Here is a 16,605-nt window from a genome sequence, read left to right as displayed (position 1 = left end):
GATCTTGACCGATCGAACTGAGTCGGGCGAACCGAGCGGGGTGAGGGTTGATGGCGACCAAGGACACCGGCGGCGGACAGCAGAAGGCCACGCGCACCAACGAGGAGACCGAGGAGCAGGTGCAGGACGCGCAGGCGTCCGAGGACCTCAAGGAGCGCCAGGAGAAACTGAGCGACGACGTCGACTCCGTCCTGGACGAGATCGACGACGTCCTGGAGGAGAACGCCGAGGACTTCGTGCGCTCCTTCGTGCAAAAGGGCGGCCAGTAACGAACGGGCCGGACCCGCGCGGTCCGGAGACGTCCTCGCGCGACCGCGGGCGGATCCACCGCCCGCGGTCGCGCGGCGGGTCGGCCCGCCCGATCCGGTCCGGTGCGCACACCTGGGCGGGCGGTGGCGCGGCCGACCGCGCACCACCACCTCCCGCGCCGTTCCCGGCCCCGTGCGTTCCGGCCCGCCACGCATGTGGATCACGGCCGTGAGGCGGGTAAGGTCCCTGGCGTACCGTGCTTCAACTGCAATTCGGCCGTCGGCAAGTTGGGCGCCGATCCCGACACCGTCCGCAGGGCTGCCGCTTATCTGGAGGGAAACTCGTGGAAGCCAACAACCGTGGCACCGGGCGTCTACCAGCTGCCTTCCTCACCCCCGGCTCGTCGTCCTTCGTGGACTTCCTCTCCGTGCACCAGCCGGACATGCTGCCGGGCAACCGGGCGCTGCCCCCGGTCCAGGGCGCCATCGAGGTGCCGCACGGCACCACGATCGTCGCCGTGACCTTCCCTGGCGGTGTGGTGCTCGCCGGTGACCGGCGGGCCACGATGGGCAGCATGATCGCGCAGCGGGACATCGAGAAGGTGTTCCCGGCAGACGAGTACTCGGCCGTCGGCATCGCCGGTACGGCGGGCCTCGCGGTCGAGATGGTCAAGCTGTTCCAACTGGAGTTGGAGCACTTCGAGAAGGTCGAGGGCGTCCAGCTCTCCCTGGAGGGCAAGGCCAACCGGCTCTCCACGATGATCCGTTCCAACCTCGGGATGGCCATGCAGGGCCTCGCCGTGGTGCCCCTCTTCGCCGGCTACGACGTCGACCGCGAGAAGGGCCGCGTCTTCAGTTACGACGTGACGGGCGGGCGCAGCGAGGAGCAGGGCTTCGCGGCCACCGGCTCGGGTTCGATCTTCGCCCGCGGCTCGATGAAGAAGCTCTACCACGACGAGCTCACCGAACAGCAGGCGACGACGCTCGTGGTGCAGGCGTTGTACGACGCCGCCGACGACGATTCGGCGACCGGCGGCCCGGACGTGGCCCGGCGCATCTACCCGATCGTGACCGTGATCACCGAAAGCGGATTCCGCAGGCTGACGGAGGCCGAGTCCTCCGAGATCGCCCGCTCGATCCTGGAGCGGCGCCTGGAGCAGCCCGACGGCCCCCGTGCCGCCCTGCTCTGACCACCTGCCGAAACCGTAATCGCCACTCACAGAAAAGGACGGACAGCCGGTGTCTACGCCGTTCTACGTCTCACCCCAGCAGGCCATGGCCGACCGGGCGGAGTACGCGCGCAAGGGCATCGCCCGGGGGCGCAGCCTGGTCGTTCTCCAGTACACCGACGGCATCGTGTTCGTCGGTGAGAACCCGTCCCGCGCGCTGCACAAGTTCAGCGAGATCTACGACCGGATCGGCTTCGCCGCGGCCGGCAAGTACAACGAGTACGAGAACCTCCGGATCGGCGGGGTCCGCTACGCCGACCTGCGCGGTTACACCTACGACCGCGATGACGTGACCGCCCGCGGGCTGGCGAACGTGTACGCCCAGACGCTCGGCACGATCTTCTCCAGCTCGGCCGAGAAGCCGTACGAGGTGGAGTTGGTCGTCGCCGAGGTCGGTGACTCTCCCGAGGGCGACCAGATCTACCGGCTGCCGCACGACGGGTCGATCGTGGACGAGCACGGCTCGGTCGCCGTCGGCGGCAACGCCGAACAGATCAGCACCTACCTGGACCAGCGCCACGAGGACGGGATGTCGCTCGCGGCGGCCCTGCGGCTCGCCGTGCAGGCCCTCTCGCGGGACACCAACGGCAGCGAGCGGGAGATCCCCGCCGAGCGCCTGGAGGTGGCGGTCCTGGACCGCACCCGCCCCCAGCAGCGCAAGTTCAAGCGGATCGTCGGGCGCCAGCTCGCCCGTCTGCTGGAGGAGGGCACCCGGCCGCCCGGCGACCCGGCGGACTCCGCAGCGGACGACGCGGGGACGCCGTCCGGCGCCGAGGAGACCGGCGCGCCGGCGGACACCGCGAAGCCCGCGAAGTCCGGCAAGTCGGGGAAGCCCGCCAAGTCGACGGGCCCGGACACCTCGGACGAGGCCGAACCGGACGCGTAGCACACCCGGACGAGGGCCCCGACCGGTCGTAGCCGGTCCGGGGCCCTTCCCGTCCGCGGGGCGCAAGGCGGGCGTGCCGTCAGGGCGCCCCGCGGCGGGCGGGGGCCGTTGCGGTGGAACCGCGGGAGACGAGTTCCACGGGCAGGGTCACCGGCGGCGGCTGCTCGCCGTCGAGCAGCGCCAGCAGAGCGCGCATCCCGTGTGCGCCGACGTCCTCGGCCGGCAGCCGCAGGGTGGTGAGTTCGGGTTCGACGGCGGTGGCGAGGGACAGGTCGTCGAAGCCGGTCACGGACAGGTCCTCGGGCACCCGCAGCCCCAGGCGCCGGGCGGTCTTGAGGACGCCGGCGGCGAGCACGTCGCTGTCGCACAGCACCGCGGTGGGCCGCTCCGCGGCCGGCAGGCCCAGCACGTCGGCCACGGCGTCGCGGGCCGCGTCGACGCGCAGCGGAGCGGTGACCCGTCGGTGGGTCACCGATCCGTCCCGCAGGGCCTCGGCGAGGGCGCCGGCCCGCACGCGGAAGGTCCACGAGTCGACGTCCGCGCCCAGGTGCAGGACGTCCCGGTGTCCGAGGGCGAGCAGATGGCGGGCCACCTGCCGCACCCCGTCGCCCACGTCGAGGTTGACGACGGCCGCGCCGTGCGCCGCGGGGTCGGAGTCCAGCATGACCAGGGGGAGTTCACCGCCCCGCAGGGCGGCGACCGCGTCCGGGGCCATGGAGGAGGCGATCACCCCGTCCAGGGCGGCCCGGGCCGACGCGAACGGGTCGGGCGCCGAACCGGCGTCGGCGGGGACGGGGTACAGGACGACGCCGAAGCCGTGCCGGGCGGCCACCCGCGCGGCGCCCGCGTGGACCCCGGCGAAGAAGTCGCTGTTGAGGACGGGCACCGCCAGCAGCGCCGTGCGCGTGCGGCCGAGGCGCAGGTTCCGGGCCGCCAGGTTGGGGCGGTAGCCGAGGTCGCGCGCGGCGGCCCGTACCCGCTCCGCGGTGGCCGGGGCCACCCGACCGGGCCACTTGTCGCCCAGGACGAGCGACACGGCCGCCTGCGAGACCCCTGCGGCGCGCGCCACGTCCCGGCTGGTGGGCCGGGTGCCGTGGCCCCCCGCCGGGCGTCCGCCCCCCGATGACGATCCGTGACCACCGGGGTCGCCGCCCTCCGTCCGCACTGCTGCCCTCCACGTCGGTGACCGGCTCCGGGCCGGTGGGTTCCCTCGCGGTGCCCGCAGGGAACGGGTGGACCGCCGGATGGCCCACATGGTACGTATGACGGCGACGTTATACGTAACACTTCAGGGAGCGGGAGGGCCGCGCATGGCCTCGGGGTACGGGGACATCTTCCGGGCGCGCTACGCGGCGCGGCTGCTGATCGGCACCCTCGTGGGGAGACTCCCCAGCGCCACCGCCCCCATCGCGATCGTGCTGCTGGTGCGCGCCGAGGGCGGCAGCTACAGCCTCGCGGGCGGCCTCGCGGCCGTGTACGGCCTGACCCACGCCGTCGGACAGCCCCTCCTGGGCCGTCTGGTGGACCTGCGCGGCCAACCGGGCGTCCAGGTCCCCGCCGCCCTGCTGTCGGCGCTCGGCGCGAGCGTCCTCGCGTTCGCCGGGACCGACTCCCTCGCGGTGGCCTACGCGGCGGTGGCGGTCGCCGGCCTGTTCACCCCGCCCCTGGAGGGCGGTCTGCGGGCGCTGTGGCCGGACGTGCTGCCCCACGACGGCCAGGTGCACCGGGCGTACGCCATGGACGCGGTGGCCCAGGAGGTCATGTTCACGGTGGGGCCGCTGCTGGTGACCCTGTGCGTGTCGGTGTGGTCGCCGGCGGTGGCGCTGCTCGTCATCAACGGCCTCGGCGTGCTCGGCGCGCTGTCCGTGGTGACCACGAAGCCCTCCCGGGCCTGGCGCTCCGCCCCGCGCGAGGCCCACTGGCTGGGTGCCCTGCGTTCGGGCGGCCTGCTGACCCTGCTGGGCGCCTTCCTGTTCATCGGCGCGGCCCTCGGCTCCATCGCCGTGGCCGGGGCGTCCTACGCCGAGGGCCGTGGCGGGGACGTGGTGTACGGCGGGCTGATGGCGGCCCTGGGCCTGGGGGCGCTGATCGGAGGACTGGGCTACGGCGCACGGGAGTGGGCCGGTGCCCCCGAACCTCGGCTGAGGGCCCTGGTGGCCCTGCTGGCGCTGTGTTACGTGCCGCTGGCCCTGGTGCCCGGGGTCGTCGGCATGACGCTGCTCAGCGCGCTCGCCGGGGTGTTCCTGGCGCCCGCGCTGGCCTGCGCCTTCGTGGTGGTGGACCGGCACGCCCCGCGCGGGACGGTCACCGAGGCGTTCTCCTGGTTGGTCACCACGTTCAGCGTCGGCGCGGCGGGCGGGACCGCCCTGGCCGGGCCGGTGGTGGAGTGGGGCGGCACCCGTTCCGCCTTCACGGTTCCGGCCGTGGCGGGGCTCGCCGCACTGACCGTGCTGGTCGTCGCGAGGGCGGCGCTGGTGGTTCCGTTGCGCACCGGCGTGGTGGCCGGGTCATCGGAAAATGATCGGAACGGTACGGTCGAACCCGGTTTCAGTACAGGGCATCAGGCGTAATGTTCAGTCATGGACCGCCGCATTTTCGGGCTGGAGAACGAGTACGGCGTCACATGTACGTTCAGGGGACAGCGCCGCCTGTCTCCCGACGAGGTGGCGCGGTACCTCTTCCGCCGTGTCGTGTCATGGGGCCGGAGCAGCAACGTCTTTCTGCGCAACGGCGCCCGCTTGTACCTCGATGTCGGATCGCATCCTGAATACGCGACCCCCGAATGTGACAACGTGACCGAGCTGGTCACGCACGACAAGGCCGGTGAGCGGATTCTCGAAGGGCTGCTCGTCGACGCCGAACGCCGCCTGCACGAGGAGGGAATCGCGGGCGACGTCTACCTCTTCAAGAACAACACGGATTCGGCGGGGAACTCGTACGGCTGCCATGAGAACTACCTGGTGGCCCGGCACGGCGAGTTCTCCCGACTCGCGGACATCCTCATCCCCTTCCTCGTCACCCGGCAGCTGCTCTGCGGCGCGGGCAAGGTCCTCCAGACCCCGCGTGGCGCGGTGTACTGCGTCAGTCAGCGGGCGGAACACATCTGGGAGGGCGTCAGCTCCGCCACGACGCGTTCCCGACCCATCATCAACACCCGTGACGAGCCGCACGCCGACGCGGAGCGGTACCGCCGCCTCCACGTCATCGTCGGCGACTCGAACATGTCCGAGACGACGATGCTCCTCAAGGTCGGGGCCACGGACCTGGTGCTGCGCATGATCGAGGCGGGCACGGTGATGCGTGACCTGACCCTGGAGAACCCCATCCGGGCGATCCGCGAGGTCAGCCACGACATCACCGGGCAGCGCAAGGTGCGCCTCGCGAGCGGGCGCGAGGCGTCCGCCCTGGAGGTGCAGCGCGAGTACTACGAGAAGGCCGTGGACTTCTGCGAGCGCCGGGGCATCCGCACCGGCACGGTCGAGCAGGTACTGGAACTCTGGGGCCGCACCCTGGACGCGATCGAGGCCGAGGACCTCGACCGCATCTCCACGGAGATCGACTGGGTCATGAAGTACCAGCTGATCGAGCGGTACCGGGCGAAGCACAACATGACCATGTCGAACCCGCGGGTCGCCCAGATAGACCTCGCCTACCACGACATCCACCGTCGCCGGGGCCTCTACTACCTCTTGGAGCGCCGCGGGCAGGTCGCCCGGATCTGCGACGACCTCAAGATCTTCGAGGGCAAGTCGGTGCCCCCGCAGACCACCCGGGCCCGACTGCGCGGCGACTTCATCCGCCGTGCGCAGGAACAGCGGCGGGACTTCACCGTCGACTGGGTGCACCTCAAGCTCAACGACCAGGCGCAGCGCACCGTGCTGTGCAAGGACCCGTTCCGCTCCGTCGACGACCGGGTGGAGAAGCTCATCGCCGGCATGTGACCGGTCCGTGGGGATGACCACGGCGGTCGCACCGATCTCGGTGAGTCGGAACCGCCCCGGGGGTGTCGTACGTTCACCGTACGGCGCCCCCTCCTCGTGGGCCCGTGCTTCTCAGGGGCCACGCGTCCGTTGGGGGTCCGGCGGTGCCGGCCGAGGGCCGGAGCGCCGGGGCGCGGGGAAACCTCAGTAAGGTGGCGCGCACGCCAACCGCCAGAACGACCGATACGAGGCCCCCACCGTGCGCCGACGCTCACTCCTCTTCGCCGTACCCGCCGGACTGTTGACGCTCGCCGCGTGCGGTGACGACAAGACCGACAAGGGCAGCGCCAGCAAGAGTTCCTCCCCCGTGCCGACCGATTCGCCCCAGCAGTCCGGGAAGATCGTGTCCGGACCCGTGCCGGACATCACCGCGGGGAAGAAGTGGGGTGAGAAGCCGACCGTGGCGAAGGGCAGCGGCACGCCGTCGTCGGACCTCGCGGTGAAGAACGTCCTGCCGGGCAGCGGTGTCACCGTCGCCAAGGGGGACCACCTCCAGGCGAACTACCTCGGCCAGATCTGGTCGTCCGCGAAGGTCTTCGACAACTCCTACGACCGTGGCGCCCCGGCGATCTTCCAGATCGGCATGGGACAGGTCATCCCGGGCTGGGACCAGGCCCTGGTGGGGAAGAAGGCCGGTTCCCGGGTGGAGCTGGCAATCCCGCCGGCCCTCGGGTACGGCGAACAGGGCAACGAACAGGCCGGCATCAAGGGGACGGACACGCTGGTGTTCGTCGTCGACATCGTCGACTCCTTCAACGCGAAGAGCTCCGCCCGGGGCAAGAAGGTCGCCCAGGAGGACAAGGCCCTGCCGAAGGTGGGGACCAACACCGACGGCAAGGCCCCCTCCATCGACGTGCCGAAGACGGCCGCGCCGACGAAGCTCGTGTCGGAGTACGTCCTGGAGGGGGACGGCGCGGTGGTCAAGGAGACCGACTCGCTCCTCGTCCAGTACAAGGGCGTGCTCTGGGCCGACGGCAAGGAGTTCGACTCCTCCTACCAGCGCGAGCAGCTGGCCCAGTTCGGTCTGAGCCAGGTCGTCAAGGGCTGGGCGCAGGGACTCACCGGCAAGAAGGTCGGCAGCCGGGTGCTCATCGTGGTCCCGCCCGCCCTCGGCTACGGCGACAAGCCCCCGCAGGACGGGCCGATCAAGAAGGACTCCACGCTGGTCTTCTCGGTGGACATCCTCGCGAAGATGTAACACTGGGACGGTTGCCCATCCACCTGAGCAGGAGCAATTGACGTGAGCATCGAAAAGCCCGAGATCGACTTCCCCGAGGGCGAGGCCCCCAAGGACCTTGAGATCGTGGACATCTGGGAGGGCGACGGCAGGGAGGCCAAGGCGGGCGACCTGGTCTCCGTGCACTACGTGGGCGTGGCCTTCTCCACCGGCGAGGAGTTCGACGCGAGCTGGAACCGCGGCAAGCCGCTCCAGTTCCAGTTGGGCGCCGGCCAGGTCATCAAGGGATGGGACCAGGGCGTCGAGGGCATGAAGGTCGGCGGCCGTCGCAAGCTCACGATCCCGGCGCACCTCGCGTACGGTGACCGTGGCGCGGGCGGCCGCATCGCCCCGGGCGAGACGCTGATCTTCGTGTGCGACCTCGTGTCGATCTGACACGGTCGAATCTGATCATTTCTGATCAGCCACGGGCCCGCGCCCCCGGCGTGGGCCCGTGGCTTTTCCCGTGGTGCCCCGGGACGGTACGGTCGTCGGGCGGGTGGGCGAACGAGAGGACGTAAGGCGTCGATGGCCATCTCCAAGGCCGAGCGGCTGATGAATCTGGCGCTGTGTCTGCTCGGGACGCGGCGACCTCTCAGCAAGCGGGAACTACGGGGCTCCATCGAGGCGTACATCGAGGCGTTCGGCCCCGGTGAGGGCGCCCAGGGGACCGACGACTCGTTCAACCGGATGTTCGAACGCGACAAGGACGACCTGCGCGAACTCGGACTCGTCATCGAGACCGTCGAAAGCCTCGACGGTGACGTCGGCTACCTCGCGCGCCGCGACAGCAACCGGCTGCCGCCCATCTCCCTCGACGCGGAGGAAGCGGCGGCCCTGGGACTCGCCGCCCGGGTGTGGCAGCAGGCCCGGCTCGCCGGAGCGGCCAGCGGAGCCCTCCAGAAACTCCGGGCGGCCGGCGTGCCCGAGACCGTCGACCCGCAGGAGGGCCACGGCGCCCTGGAGCCCCGCATCCCCGTGCACGAGGCGGCCTTCGAGCCGATGATGTTGGCCTGCCGCGACCGGCGGCCCGTGCAGTTCGACTACCGCAAGGCGAACGCCGCCCGCCCGGAGCCCCGGCAGGTCGAGCCCTGGGCCCTGGAGTGCTGGCGCGGCCACTGGTACCTCGCCGGCTGGGACCGGGACCGGGAGGCGGAGCGGGTGTTCCGGCTGTCCCGGATCACCGGCCGGGTCCGCAGCCGCGTCGGCGCCTACCGCGCGCCCGTCCCCGATGTCGTCACCGTCCGGGAGACCGTCGCCCGCTGGGCGGGCGAGGGCGCGGAGCGCAGCGCCCGCATCCGACTGCGCACCGGCGCCGGCTACCCCTTGCGGGCGAAGGCGGAGACCGTGCGGGAACTCGGTGACGGATGGGACGAACTGGAGGTTCCGTACGGGCACGGGCTCGATGCCTGGCTCGTCGAGTTCGGTCCCGACGTCGTGGTGCTGGAGCCCGCGGAACTGCGGGCCGACGTGGTCGATCGGCTCCGTGCCGTGGCCAAGGGCTAGAGGGGGAGACGTAGCACCGTGGCAGGAAAGCCCGCCAGGCCGGCGCGCCCGGCGAACGCCATCGACCAGACCCGCCGGATGCTGTCCCTGGTCACGTATCTGAGGGAGCGTCCCGGTGCCCGGGTGGAGGACGTGGCCCGCGCCTTCGGGATCAGTGAGGACGAGCTGATCTCGGACCTCGACGTGCTGCCGCTGTGCGGGACGAGCTTCCGCGGCGGCGACCTCCTCGACATCGACACGGACGGCGACCGCATCTGGTGGCGCAACCCCCAGGCGCTCAGCGCCGAGGCGGCGGCCCCGCTGCGGATCTCCGCCGACGAGGCCACCGCCCTGCTCGTCGCGGCCCGGGCCGTGGCCACGCTGCCGGGTCTGCGCGAGGGCGATCGGCAGGCGTTGCTGCGGGCCACCGCGAAGGTCGAGACCGCGGCGGGCGAGGCCGCGGCCCCCAGCGCCCGGCTCTCGGTCACCTTCGAGTCCGAGGGCGGGGTCTTCGCCGACGTGGACCGGGCGATCTCCGAACGCCGCCGGCTCTGGATCAGGTACTACTCTCCCGCGCGGGACGAGGTCACCGAGCGGGAGATCGACCCCATCCGACTGGTCAGCGTCGGTCACACCTACGTCGAGGCGTGGTGTCGCCGCTCCGAGGCCCGACGGACGTTCCGGCTGGACCGGGTCGCCGAGATCAAGGTCCTGGACGAGCCCTCGGCGCCGCCCGAGATAGAGCTGCGGGACCTGTCCGAAGCGCTGGTGCAGCCCGCCGCCGAGGACCCCGAGGTCGTCGTCGAGGTGGGACCCGGCGGTCGCTGGGTCGCCGAGTACTACCCGCACGACAGCGCCGAGGAACTGGCCGACGGCGGGCTGCGGATCTCCTTGCGCGCCCCCGACCCGGCTTCGCTGCGGCGTCTGGCGCTGCGCCTCGGGCGGGACGGGCGGATCGTCGCGCCCGAGGACCTGGCCGAGAGTGCCCGGCGTGCGGCCCGGGAGGCGCTCGCGGCCTACGACGGGCTCGACGGCGCGGACGGTCCGGCCGCGCGTCCCGGCCCCGACCGGCCCGCCGACCGGCAGGAGCGAGGACTGTGACCACCCCTCCGGAATCCGGCCCCGGCTCCGTACCGGTCGCCGGCCCCTTCGTCGTCCCGGCCCACGGCGTCCCGGCCCACGGCGTCCCGGCCCACCGTGGAGCGGCCGAGGCTCCCGGCGCGCCCACGACCCCCACCGACCAGGAAATTTCCGGCATATCGGATTCCGTGGATGCATCCGGGATATCGGGCGACCGGGAGTTCCCGGAGTTGGCGATGGTCACCCCCGTGGTCTTCCGCGCGGGCTGCCCCGACTGCCGCGCCCGGTTCGAACTCCCCGCCGCCGCACTGCGCCTCGCGATCGGCGGCTCGCCGCACACCACCTTCTACTCGTTCACCTGCCCCGAGTGCGACTCCCCGGTCCGCAAGCCCGCAGGTGAGCGCATCGTCGAACTGCTCACCGAGGGCGGGGTGCGGACCCTGCGCCTGCACTCCACCGTCTAGGCTCGACCCATGTTCTGGGCCATGTTCGCGATCGCCGTCGGCTTCCTCGGTCTGCTGGTCCTCGGGATCCTCGCCGTCCGGGTCTTCGTGGCGGCGGAGCGCCTGGGGCGTGAGGTGTCCGAGGCCGCCCGCCGGATCGGCGGCGCCGCCGAAGACCTGGAGCGCGCCTCGGTGGGCGCCGCCCGCGCGGGACACGACGCGGGACTCTGACGCCACCCGGACCGGTGACCGTGCGTACCGGCCGGACCACCGGGGCGCCCCCGGTCCGCGTCAGTAACCCCCGGCTCCGATCTGTCCGGCGCCGAGGGCGGGCAGGTAGGCTGCCCACACGGTCCGGAGATTGAGGCACGGGCCAGAACGGGAGTACGTACGGGGATTGCCTCTGGTTCACCCCTGAGCGTTACGATCGCTGCCAGCACGGCGGTCGGACATCGGTCCGGCCGATCGGTCAGCAACCCGCCCCAAGCCGCCTCGGTGAGAAGGTAGACGTAGATGTTCGGTGGACGGATCGGCCCGCTTGAGATCACTCTGATCCTCGTCATCATCTTGCTCCTGTTCGGTGCGAAGAAGCTCCCCGACATGGCGCGCTCCCTCGGCAAGTCGGCCCGCATCCTCAAGAGCGAGGCCAAGGCCATGAAGTCGGAGGGCGAGCAGCCCGCGCCCACCGAGCCCCTGAACAAGGAGCAGCCGCAGGCCCAGCGCACCATCCAGGCCGCCCCCGGCGACGTGACCAGCTCACGCCCGGTGAACGAGCCCACGGACGCCCAGCAGCGCTGACGCAGGGCCGGGTCGCCCCGGTCTGCCGCACGAGATGAGGACGTGGGTTGCTCAAGTCTGCCCGCAAGAAGGAGAAGGACCCCGAGGGGCGGATGCCCCTCGTGGAGCACCTGCGCGAGCTGCGCAACCGCCTGGCGAAGGCAGTGCTGGCCATCGTGGTGGTCACGATCGTCGCCGCGTTCTTCTACAAGGACATCGTCGAGTTCGTCACCAACCCCATCCTGACGGCCGTCGGGTGCGAGAAGAGCTTCACGGAGCTGGCCGAGGACGGGGACGGCACCTGCGCCCGGATCGTGCTGAACGGTCTGCTGACGCCGTTCACCCTGGCCCTCAAGGTGTCCCTGACGGCCGGTGTGGTGTTCGCGTCGCCGATCTGGCTGTACCAGCTCTGGGCGTTCGTCGCTCCCGGCCTGCACCGGAACGAGAAGAAGTACACCCTCGGCTTCGTCGCCGCCGGAGTGCCCCTGTTCATGGGCGGCGCCTTCTTCGCGTACCTCACGATGCCGACGATGGCGACCGTGCTCCTGGAGTTCTCCCCAGCGAACCTGGACAACCAGCTGCCCCTCGACGACCTCCTGGACCTCATCACGCGCATGGTGCTGGTCTTCGGGCTCTCCTTCACCATGCCGCTGCTCCTGGTGATGCTCAACTTCACGGGCATGGTGACCGGCAAGCGGATGCTCGGCTGGTGGCGGGGGATGGTGCTGGGGGTCAGCATCTTCTCGGCGTTCGTCACGCCCAGCACCGAACCGTTGACGATGCTGGCACTCGCGGTGCCGATCTGGGTGCTCTACTTCGCCGCTTCGGTGATCTCGCTCCTCAACGATCGTCGCCGGGCGATGATCGCGGCGTCCGGACCGGCGGACGACGAGGCGTCCGAACTGGATCTGACCCCGCAGGACATCGGCGAGATCGAGTCGGTCGGCGCGCGGACGTCCGTGCCCGAACAGTCGGACGCCGGGCGCCGCACCCACCGGGTGAACGGCTACGACGACGTCACCTGAGCCCGCCCCCGGGCCCCGCCTCCGCGGCGGGGCCCGCTCGGGTTACAGAAGGCGTCGGACCCTTGTAAAGTCCGCCCGTGACCAGCGAGATCACCCTTTTCGTCAACCCCACCGCGGGCCGCGGCCGGGGCGCCCGGGCGGCCCGCCCGGCCGCCACCGCACTCCGCGCCGCCGGATTCCGCGTGCGCACCCTCGTCGGTGAGACGCCGGCCGACGCGCTGCGCCGCGCCCGGGAAACCGTGCGCGCCGGCACCGGGGCGCTGGTGGTGGTCGGCGGTGACGGCATGACGGGGCTCGCCCTCCAGGCCGTCGCCGGGACGGACACCCCGCTGGGGGTCGTCGCGGTCGGCACCGGGAACGACTTCGCCCGCACCCTGGGCCTGCCGCTGCGCGACCCGACCGCCGCCGCGCGGCTCGTCGCCGAAGCGCTGAAGCAGGGCGACACCCCCGCCGTCGACCTGGGCCTGGCCGGGGACCGCTGGTTCGGCACCGTCCTCGCCTCCGGCTTCGACTCGCGCGTCAACGACCGCGGCAACCGGATGCGGCTGCCGCTCGGCCGCTTCACCTACGACCTGGCGCTCCTCGCGGAACTGGCCGCCTTCCAGCCACTGCCCTACCGCCTCACCCTGGACCGGGGCCCCGCCCTGGAACTGGAGGCGACCTTGGTGGCGGTCGGCAACGGCACCTCCTACGGGGGCGGCATGCGGATCTGCGCGGGGGCCGACCCGACGGACGGCCTCCTCGACGTCACGGTGGTCGGCGACTGTAGCCGCACCACCCTGCTGAGGGTGTTCCCCCGGGTCTACCGCGGCACCCACCTCGACCACCCCAAGGTCACCGTCCACCGCGCCGCACGGGTCGAGCTGGCGGCCCCCGGGGTCACCGGGTACGCGGACGGGGAACCGCTGGGCCCCCTGCCGCTGGCCGTCACCTGCGTGCCGGGAGCCGTGCGGGTGGCCGGCGCCCGACCGTCCGTATCCACGTCCGCAGCCGGCTGACCGCTCGGGTGCCCGGCTGACCAGCCCGGATATGACGATCCGGATAATGATCGCCCTCTGTCAGGGGTGGCGGGTAACCTCGAAAGCACGATGACTGAGGACCTCTCCCCGGCCGAGCGGTACGCGGCGTCACGGCAACGTGCCGCCGAGCAGGCCACCGCACTCGCCTCCTTCCGCGAGATGTACGACTTCGGTCTGGACCCCTTCCAGATCGAGGCATGCCAGGCCCTCGAAGCGGGCAAGGGCGTGCTGGTCGCGGCCCCCACCGGCTCCGGCAAGACGATCGTCGGCGAGTTCGCCGTCCACCTCGCACTCCGCCACGGCAAGAAGTGCTTCTACACCACGCCGATCAAGGCCCTCTCCAACCAGAAGTACGCCGACCTGGCCAAACGCTACGGAGCGGACAAGGTCGGCCTGCTCACGGGTGACAACAGCATCAACTCCGACGCCCCCGTGGTCGTGATGACCACGGAGGTGCTGCGCAACATGCTGTACGCCGGCTCGCAGGCCCTCCTGGGCCTCGGCCACGTGGTCATGGACGAGGTGCACTACCTCTCCGACCGGTTCCGCGGCGCGGTCTGGGAGGAAGTGATCATCCACCTCCCCGAGTCGGTGACCCTGGTGTCGCTCTCCGCGACGGTCTCCAACGCGGAGGAGTTCGGCGACTGGCTCGACACGGTCCGCGGCGACACCGCCGTCATCGTCTCCGAACACCGTCCGGTCCCGCTGTTCCAGCACGTACTGGCCGGGCGTCGGGTCTACGACCTCTTCGAGGAGGGCGAGGGCCAGAAGAAGGCCGTCAACCCGGATCTGACCCGGATGGCGCGGATGGAGTCCTCCCGCCCCACCTGGGGACGGGACAAACGCCGGGGCCGCGGCGTCCGGGAGGCCGACCGCGAGCGGGAGCGCCGGCAGCGCACCCGGGTCTGGACCCCGGGCCGCCCCGAGGTCATCGAACGCCTCGACGCCGACGGCCTGCTGCCCGCGATCACCTTCATCTTCAGCCGCGCCGGCTGTGAGGCGGCCGTCCAGCAGTGCCTCTACGCGGGACTGCGGCTCAACGACGACGAAGGCAGGGCCAGGGTCCGGGCGATCGTCGAGGAGCGCACCTCGTCGATCCCCACCGAGGACCTGCACGTCCTCGGCTACTACGAGTGGTTGGAGGGGCTGGAGCGCGGCATCGCGGCCCATCACGCGGGCATGCTGCCGACCTTCAAGGAGGTCGTCGAGGACCTCTTCGTGCGCGGCCTGGTGAAGGCGGTCTTCGCGACGGAGACCCTCGCCCTGGGCATCAACATGCCCGCCCGGTCCGTCGTCCTGGAGAAGCTCGTCAAGTGGAACGGCGAGCAGCACGCCGACATCACCCCCGGCGAGTACACCCAGCTCACCGGACGGGCCGGCCGCCGCGGCATCGACGTCGAGGGCCACGCCGTGGTGCTGTGGCAGCGCGGAATGAACCCCGACCACCTCGCGGGCCTCGCCGGGACGCGCACCTACCCGCTGCGCTCCAGCTTCCGGCCCTCGTACAACATGGCCGTCAACCTCGTGGAGCAGTTCGGGCGCCACCGCTCCCGGGAACTGCTGGAGACGTCCTTCGCGCAGTTCCAGGCGGACCGCTCGGTCGTCGGGATCTCCCGGCAGGTGCAGCGCAACGAGGAGGGACTCGAAGGCTACAAGGAGTCCATGACCTGCCACCTGGGCGACTTCGAGGAGTACGCCCGACTGCGCCGGCAACTCAAGGACCGCGAGACGGACCTGGCCCGACAGGGCGTGTCCCAGCGCCGGGCCGCCGCGTCGACCGCCCTGGAGAAGCTCAAGCCCGGCGACGTGATCCACGTCCCGACGGGCAAGTACGCCGGTCTCGCCCTGGTCCTCGACCCGGGACTGCCCGCCGGACGTTCGAACGGACACCGCGGCTTCGACCACCACGACGGCCCGCGCCCCGTGGTCCTCACCGCCGAACGCCAGGTCAAGCGGCTGGCCGCGATGGACTTCCCGGTCCCGGTGGAGGCACTGGAGCGGATGCGCATCCCCAAGTCCTTCAACGCGCGCTCCCCCCAGTCCCGTCGCGACCTCGCCTCGGCGCTGCGCACCAAGGCCGGGCACCTCGTGCCGGAGCGCCACCGCAAGCAGCGCGCCGCCGCCGCCGACGACCGCGAACTCGCCCGGCTGCGCACGGAGATCCGCGCGCACCCCTGCCACGGCTGCGCCGACCGTGAGGACCACGCCCGGTGGGCCGAGCGGTACCACCGTCTGGTGCGGGACACCACGCAGTTGGAGCGCCGGATCGAGGGGCGCACCAACACCATCGCCCGCACCTTCGACCGGATCGTCGCCCTCCTCACCGAACTCGACTACCTACGGGGCGACGAGGTCACCGGGAACGGCAAGCGGTTGGCGCGGCTCTACGGCGAACTCGACCTGCTCGCCAGCGAGTGCCTGCGGGCCGGCATCTGGGAGGGCCTCAACCCGGCGGAACTCGCCGCCTGCGCCTCCGCCCTGGTCTACGAGGCCAGGGCGGCCGATGACGCGACGGCGCCCAAACTGCCCTCCGGCCAGGCCAAGGCGGCCCTCGGGGAGATGGTGCGGATCTGGGGCCGGCTCGACGCCCTGGAAGAGGACTTCAAGATCAACCAGACGGAGGGCGTCGGCCAGCGCGAACCCGACCTCGGCTTCGCCTGGGCCGCGTACATGTGGGCCTCCGGCGCGGGCCTCGACGAGGTGCTGCGCGAGGCGGAGATGCCGGCCGGCGACTTCGTCCGCTGGTGCAAGCAGCTCATCGACGTCCTGGGGCAGATCGCGGCGGCTCCCGCGGGCGGTGAGGCGCCGTCGACGGTCGCCAAGAACGCCCGGCGGGCCGTGGACGGTCTGCTGCGGGGCGTGGTCGCGTACTCCTCGGTGGGGTGACCGCCCCGCGGGTGGAGTTCCCGGTCCGCACGAGACGGCCCGTCCCTCAGGGGGCGGGCCGTCCGCCGTTGCCGGGCGGGACGGAGCGCCGTGGAGAAAGGTCCCGTCCGAGTGACCGGGCGAAGGGGCGTGGACGCGTCCGCGTCCGTCCGCCCCGGGCGGGCGCCGCGGTCCGGCGGGACGTTCCGCTCCCGGCCGGACCCCCGTCCGACCTGTGCGATCGGCCCGGAACGGCCCCTCCGCATCCCCGAATTCCGTCACTCCATGTGTCGGTGGGATTCCCCTGCGTGTAAATCGCCCGAGTGTAGTGGCCCGCGCGCCCGGATTTCAG

16 protein-coding genes and 1 pseudogene are annotated in these 16,605 nt (G+C 71.7%); 16 read left to right on the top strand and 1 reads right to left on the bottom strand.

What is annotated here, in order from left to right; all coding sequences use genetic code 11:
• Positions 1-50 precede the first annotated feature (50 nt).
• From ACFWIA_RS05540 to prcA, 4 genes and pseudogenes are all read left to right on the top strand, one after another.
• Complete coding sequence (locus ACFWIA_RS05540; protein ID WP_387000663.1) at positions 51-269, top strand: ubiquitin-like protein Pup; 219 nt, start codon at positions 51-53, stop codon at positions 267-269.
• 123 nt (positions 270-392) lie between these two features.
• Positions 393-638: pseudogene (locus tag ACFWIA_RS05535) on the top strand (endonuclease domain-containing protein); the annotation flags it as partial.
• Positions 593-1,438, top strand: a complete 846-nt coding sequence (gene prcB, locus ACFWIA_RS05530; RefSeq protein ID WP_387000661.1) for a proteasome subunit beta — start codon at positions 593-595, stop codon at positions 1,436-1,438. The pseudogene ACFWIA_RS05535 and the gene prcB, both read left to right, overlap by 46 nt.
• Positions 1,439-1,487: 49 nt before the next feature.
• Complete coding sequence (gene prcA, locus ACFWIA_RS05525) at positions 1,488-2,363, top strand: proteasome subunit alpha (protein WP_387000659.1); 876 nt, start codon at positions 1,488-1,490, stop codon at positions 2,361-2,363.
• A gap of 79 nt (positions 2,364-2,442) precedes the next feature.
• Here prcA and ACFWIA_RS05520 read toward each other — a convergent pair whose 3' ends face one another.
• Positions 2,443-3,432, bottom strand: coding sequence for a LacI family DNA-binding transcriptional regulator (locus ACFWIA_RS05520; protein ID WP_387000658.1), 990 nt, complete (start codon positions 3,430-3,432; stop codon positions 2,443-2,445).
• A 241-nt stretch (positions 3,433-3,673) separates the two neighbouring features.
• Between ACFWIA_RS05520 and ACFWIA_RS05515 the strand changes: the two genes are divergently transcribed.
• From ACFWIA_RS05515 to ACFWIA_RS05460, 12 genes are all read left to right on the top strand, one after another.
• Positions 3,674-4,933 (top strand): MFS transporter, encoded by a 1,260-nt coding sequence (locus ACFWIA_RS05515; RefSeq protein ID WP_387000656.1) that lies wholly within the window; start codon positions 3,674-3,676, stop codon positions 4,931-4,933.
• Positions 4,934-4,942: 9 nt separating this feature from the next.
• The gene (gene pafA, locus ACFWIA_RS05510; RefSeq protein WP_385493103.1) at positions 4,943-6,304 is read left to right on the top strand and encodes a Pup--protein ligase; all 1,362 of its coding nucleotides are present in this window, start codon (positions 4,943-4,945) and stop codon (positions 6,302-6,304) included.
• Positions 6,305-6,542: 238 nt separating this feature from the next.
• On the top strand, positions 6,543-7,541 hold the full coding sequence (locus tag ACFWIA_RS05505; RefSeq protein WP_387000654.1) for an FKBP-type peptidyl-prolyl cis-trans isomerase: 999 nt from the start codon (positions 6,543-6,545) through the stop codon (positions 7,539-7,541).
• Positions 7,542-7,583: 42 nt separating this feature from the next.
• Positions 7,584-7,955, top strand: a complete 372-nt coding sequence (locus ACFWIA_RS05500; RefSeq protein WP_385493105.1) for an FKBP-type peptidyl-prolyl cis-trans isomerase — start codon at positions 7,584-7,586, stop codon at positions 7,953-7,955.
• Positions 7,956-8,087: 132 nt separating this feature from the next.
• On the top strand, positions 8,088-9,065 hold the full coding sequence (locus ACFWIA_RS05495; RefSeq protein WP_387000652.1) for a helix-turn-helix transcriptional regulator: 978 nt from the start codon (positions 8,088-8,090) through the stop codon (positions 9,063-9,065).
• 78 nt (positions 9,066-9,143) lie between these two features.
• Positions 9,144-10,145, top strand: a complete 1,002-nt coding sequence (locus tag ACFWIA_RS05490) for a helix-turn-helix transcriptional regulator (protein ID WP_387000773.1) — start codon at positions 9,144-9,146, stop codon at positions 10,143-10,145.
• Between the two features lie 155 nt (positions 10,146-10,300).
• On the top strand, positions 10,301-10,588 hold the full coding sequence (locus ACFWIA_RS05485) for a hypothetical protein (RefSeq protein WP_387000771.1): 288 nt from the start codon (positions 10,301-10,303) through the stop codon (positions 10,586-10,588).
• A 9-nt stretch (positions 10,589-10,597) separates the two neighbouring features.
• Entirely contained in the window at positions 10,598-10,798 is a 201-nt protein-coding gene (locus tag ACFWIA_RS05480; RefSeq protein WP_385493107.1) for a hypothetical protein, read from the top strand.
• Positions 10,799-11,080: 282 nt separating this feature from the next.
• Complete coding sequence (gene tatA / locus ACFWIA_RS05475; protein WP_385493108.1) at positions 11,081-11,365, top strand: Sec-independent protein translocase subunit TatA; 285 nt, start codon at positions 11,081-11,083, stop codon at positions 11,363-11,365.
• Between the two features lie 47 nt (positions 11,366-11,412).
• Positions 11,413-12,369 carry a twin-arginine translocase subunit TatC gene (tatC, locus tag ACFWIA_RS05470; protein WP_387000649.1) on the top strand — a complete coding sequence of 319 codons (957 nt, stop codon included), beginning with the start codon at positions 11,413-11,415 and terminating at the stop codon, positions 12,367-12,369.
• 77 nt (positions 12,370-12,446) lie between these two features.
• Positions 12,447-13,367, top strand: a complete 921-nt coding sequence (locus ACFWIA_RS05465; protein WP_387000647.1) for a diacylglycerol kinase — start codon at positions 12,447-12,449, stop codon at positions 13,365-13,367.
• Positions 13,368-13,457: 90 nt separating this feature from the next.
• Entirely contained in the window at positions 13,458-16,274 is a 2,817-nt protein-coding gene (locus tag ACFWIA_RS05460; RefSeq protein WP_387000645.1) for a DEAD/DEAH box helicase, read from the top strand.
• Positions 16,275-16,605 lie beyond the last annotated feature (331 nt).

The organism is Streptomyces sp. NPDC127068 (assembly GCF_042724695.1).
GTDB lineage: Bacteria > Actinomycetota > Actinomycetes > Streptomycetales > Streptomycetaceae > Streptomyces.
Note: the sequence above shows the minus strand (reverse complement) of the source record. Positions and strands in the feature narration are given on the sequence as shown.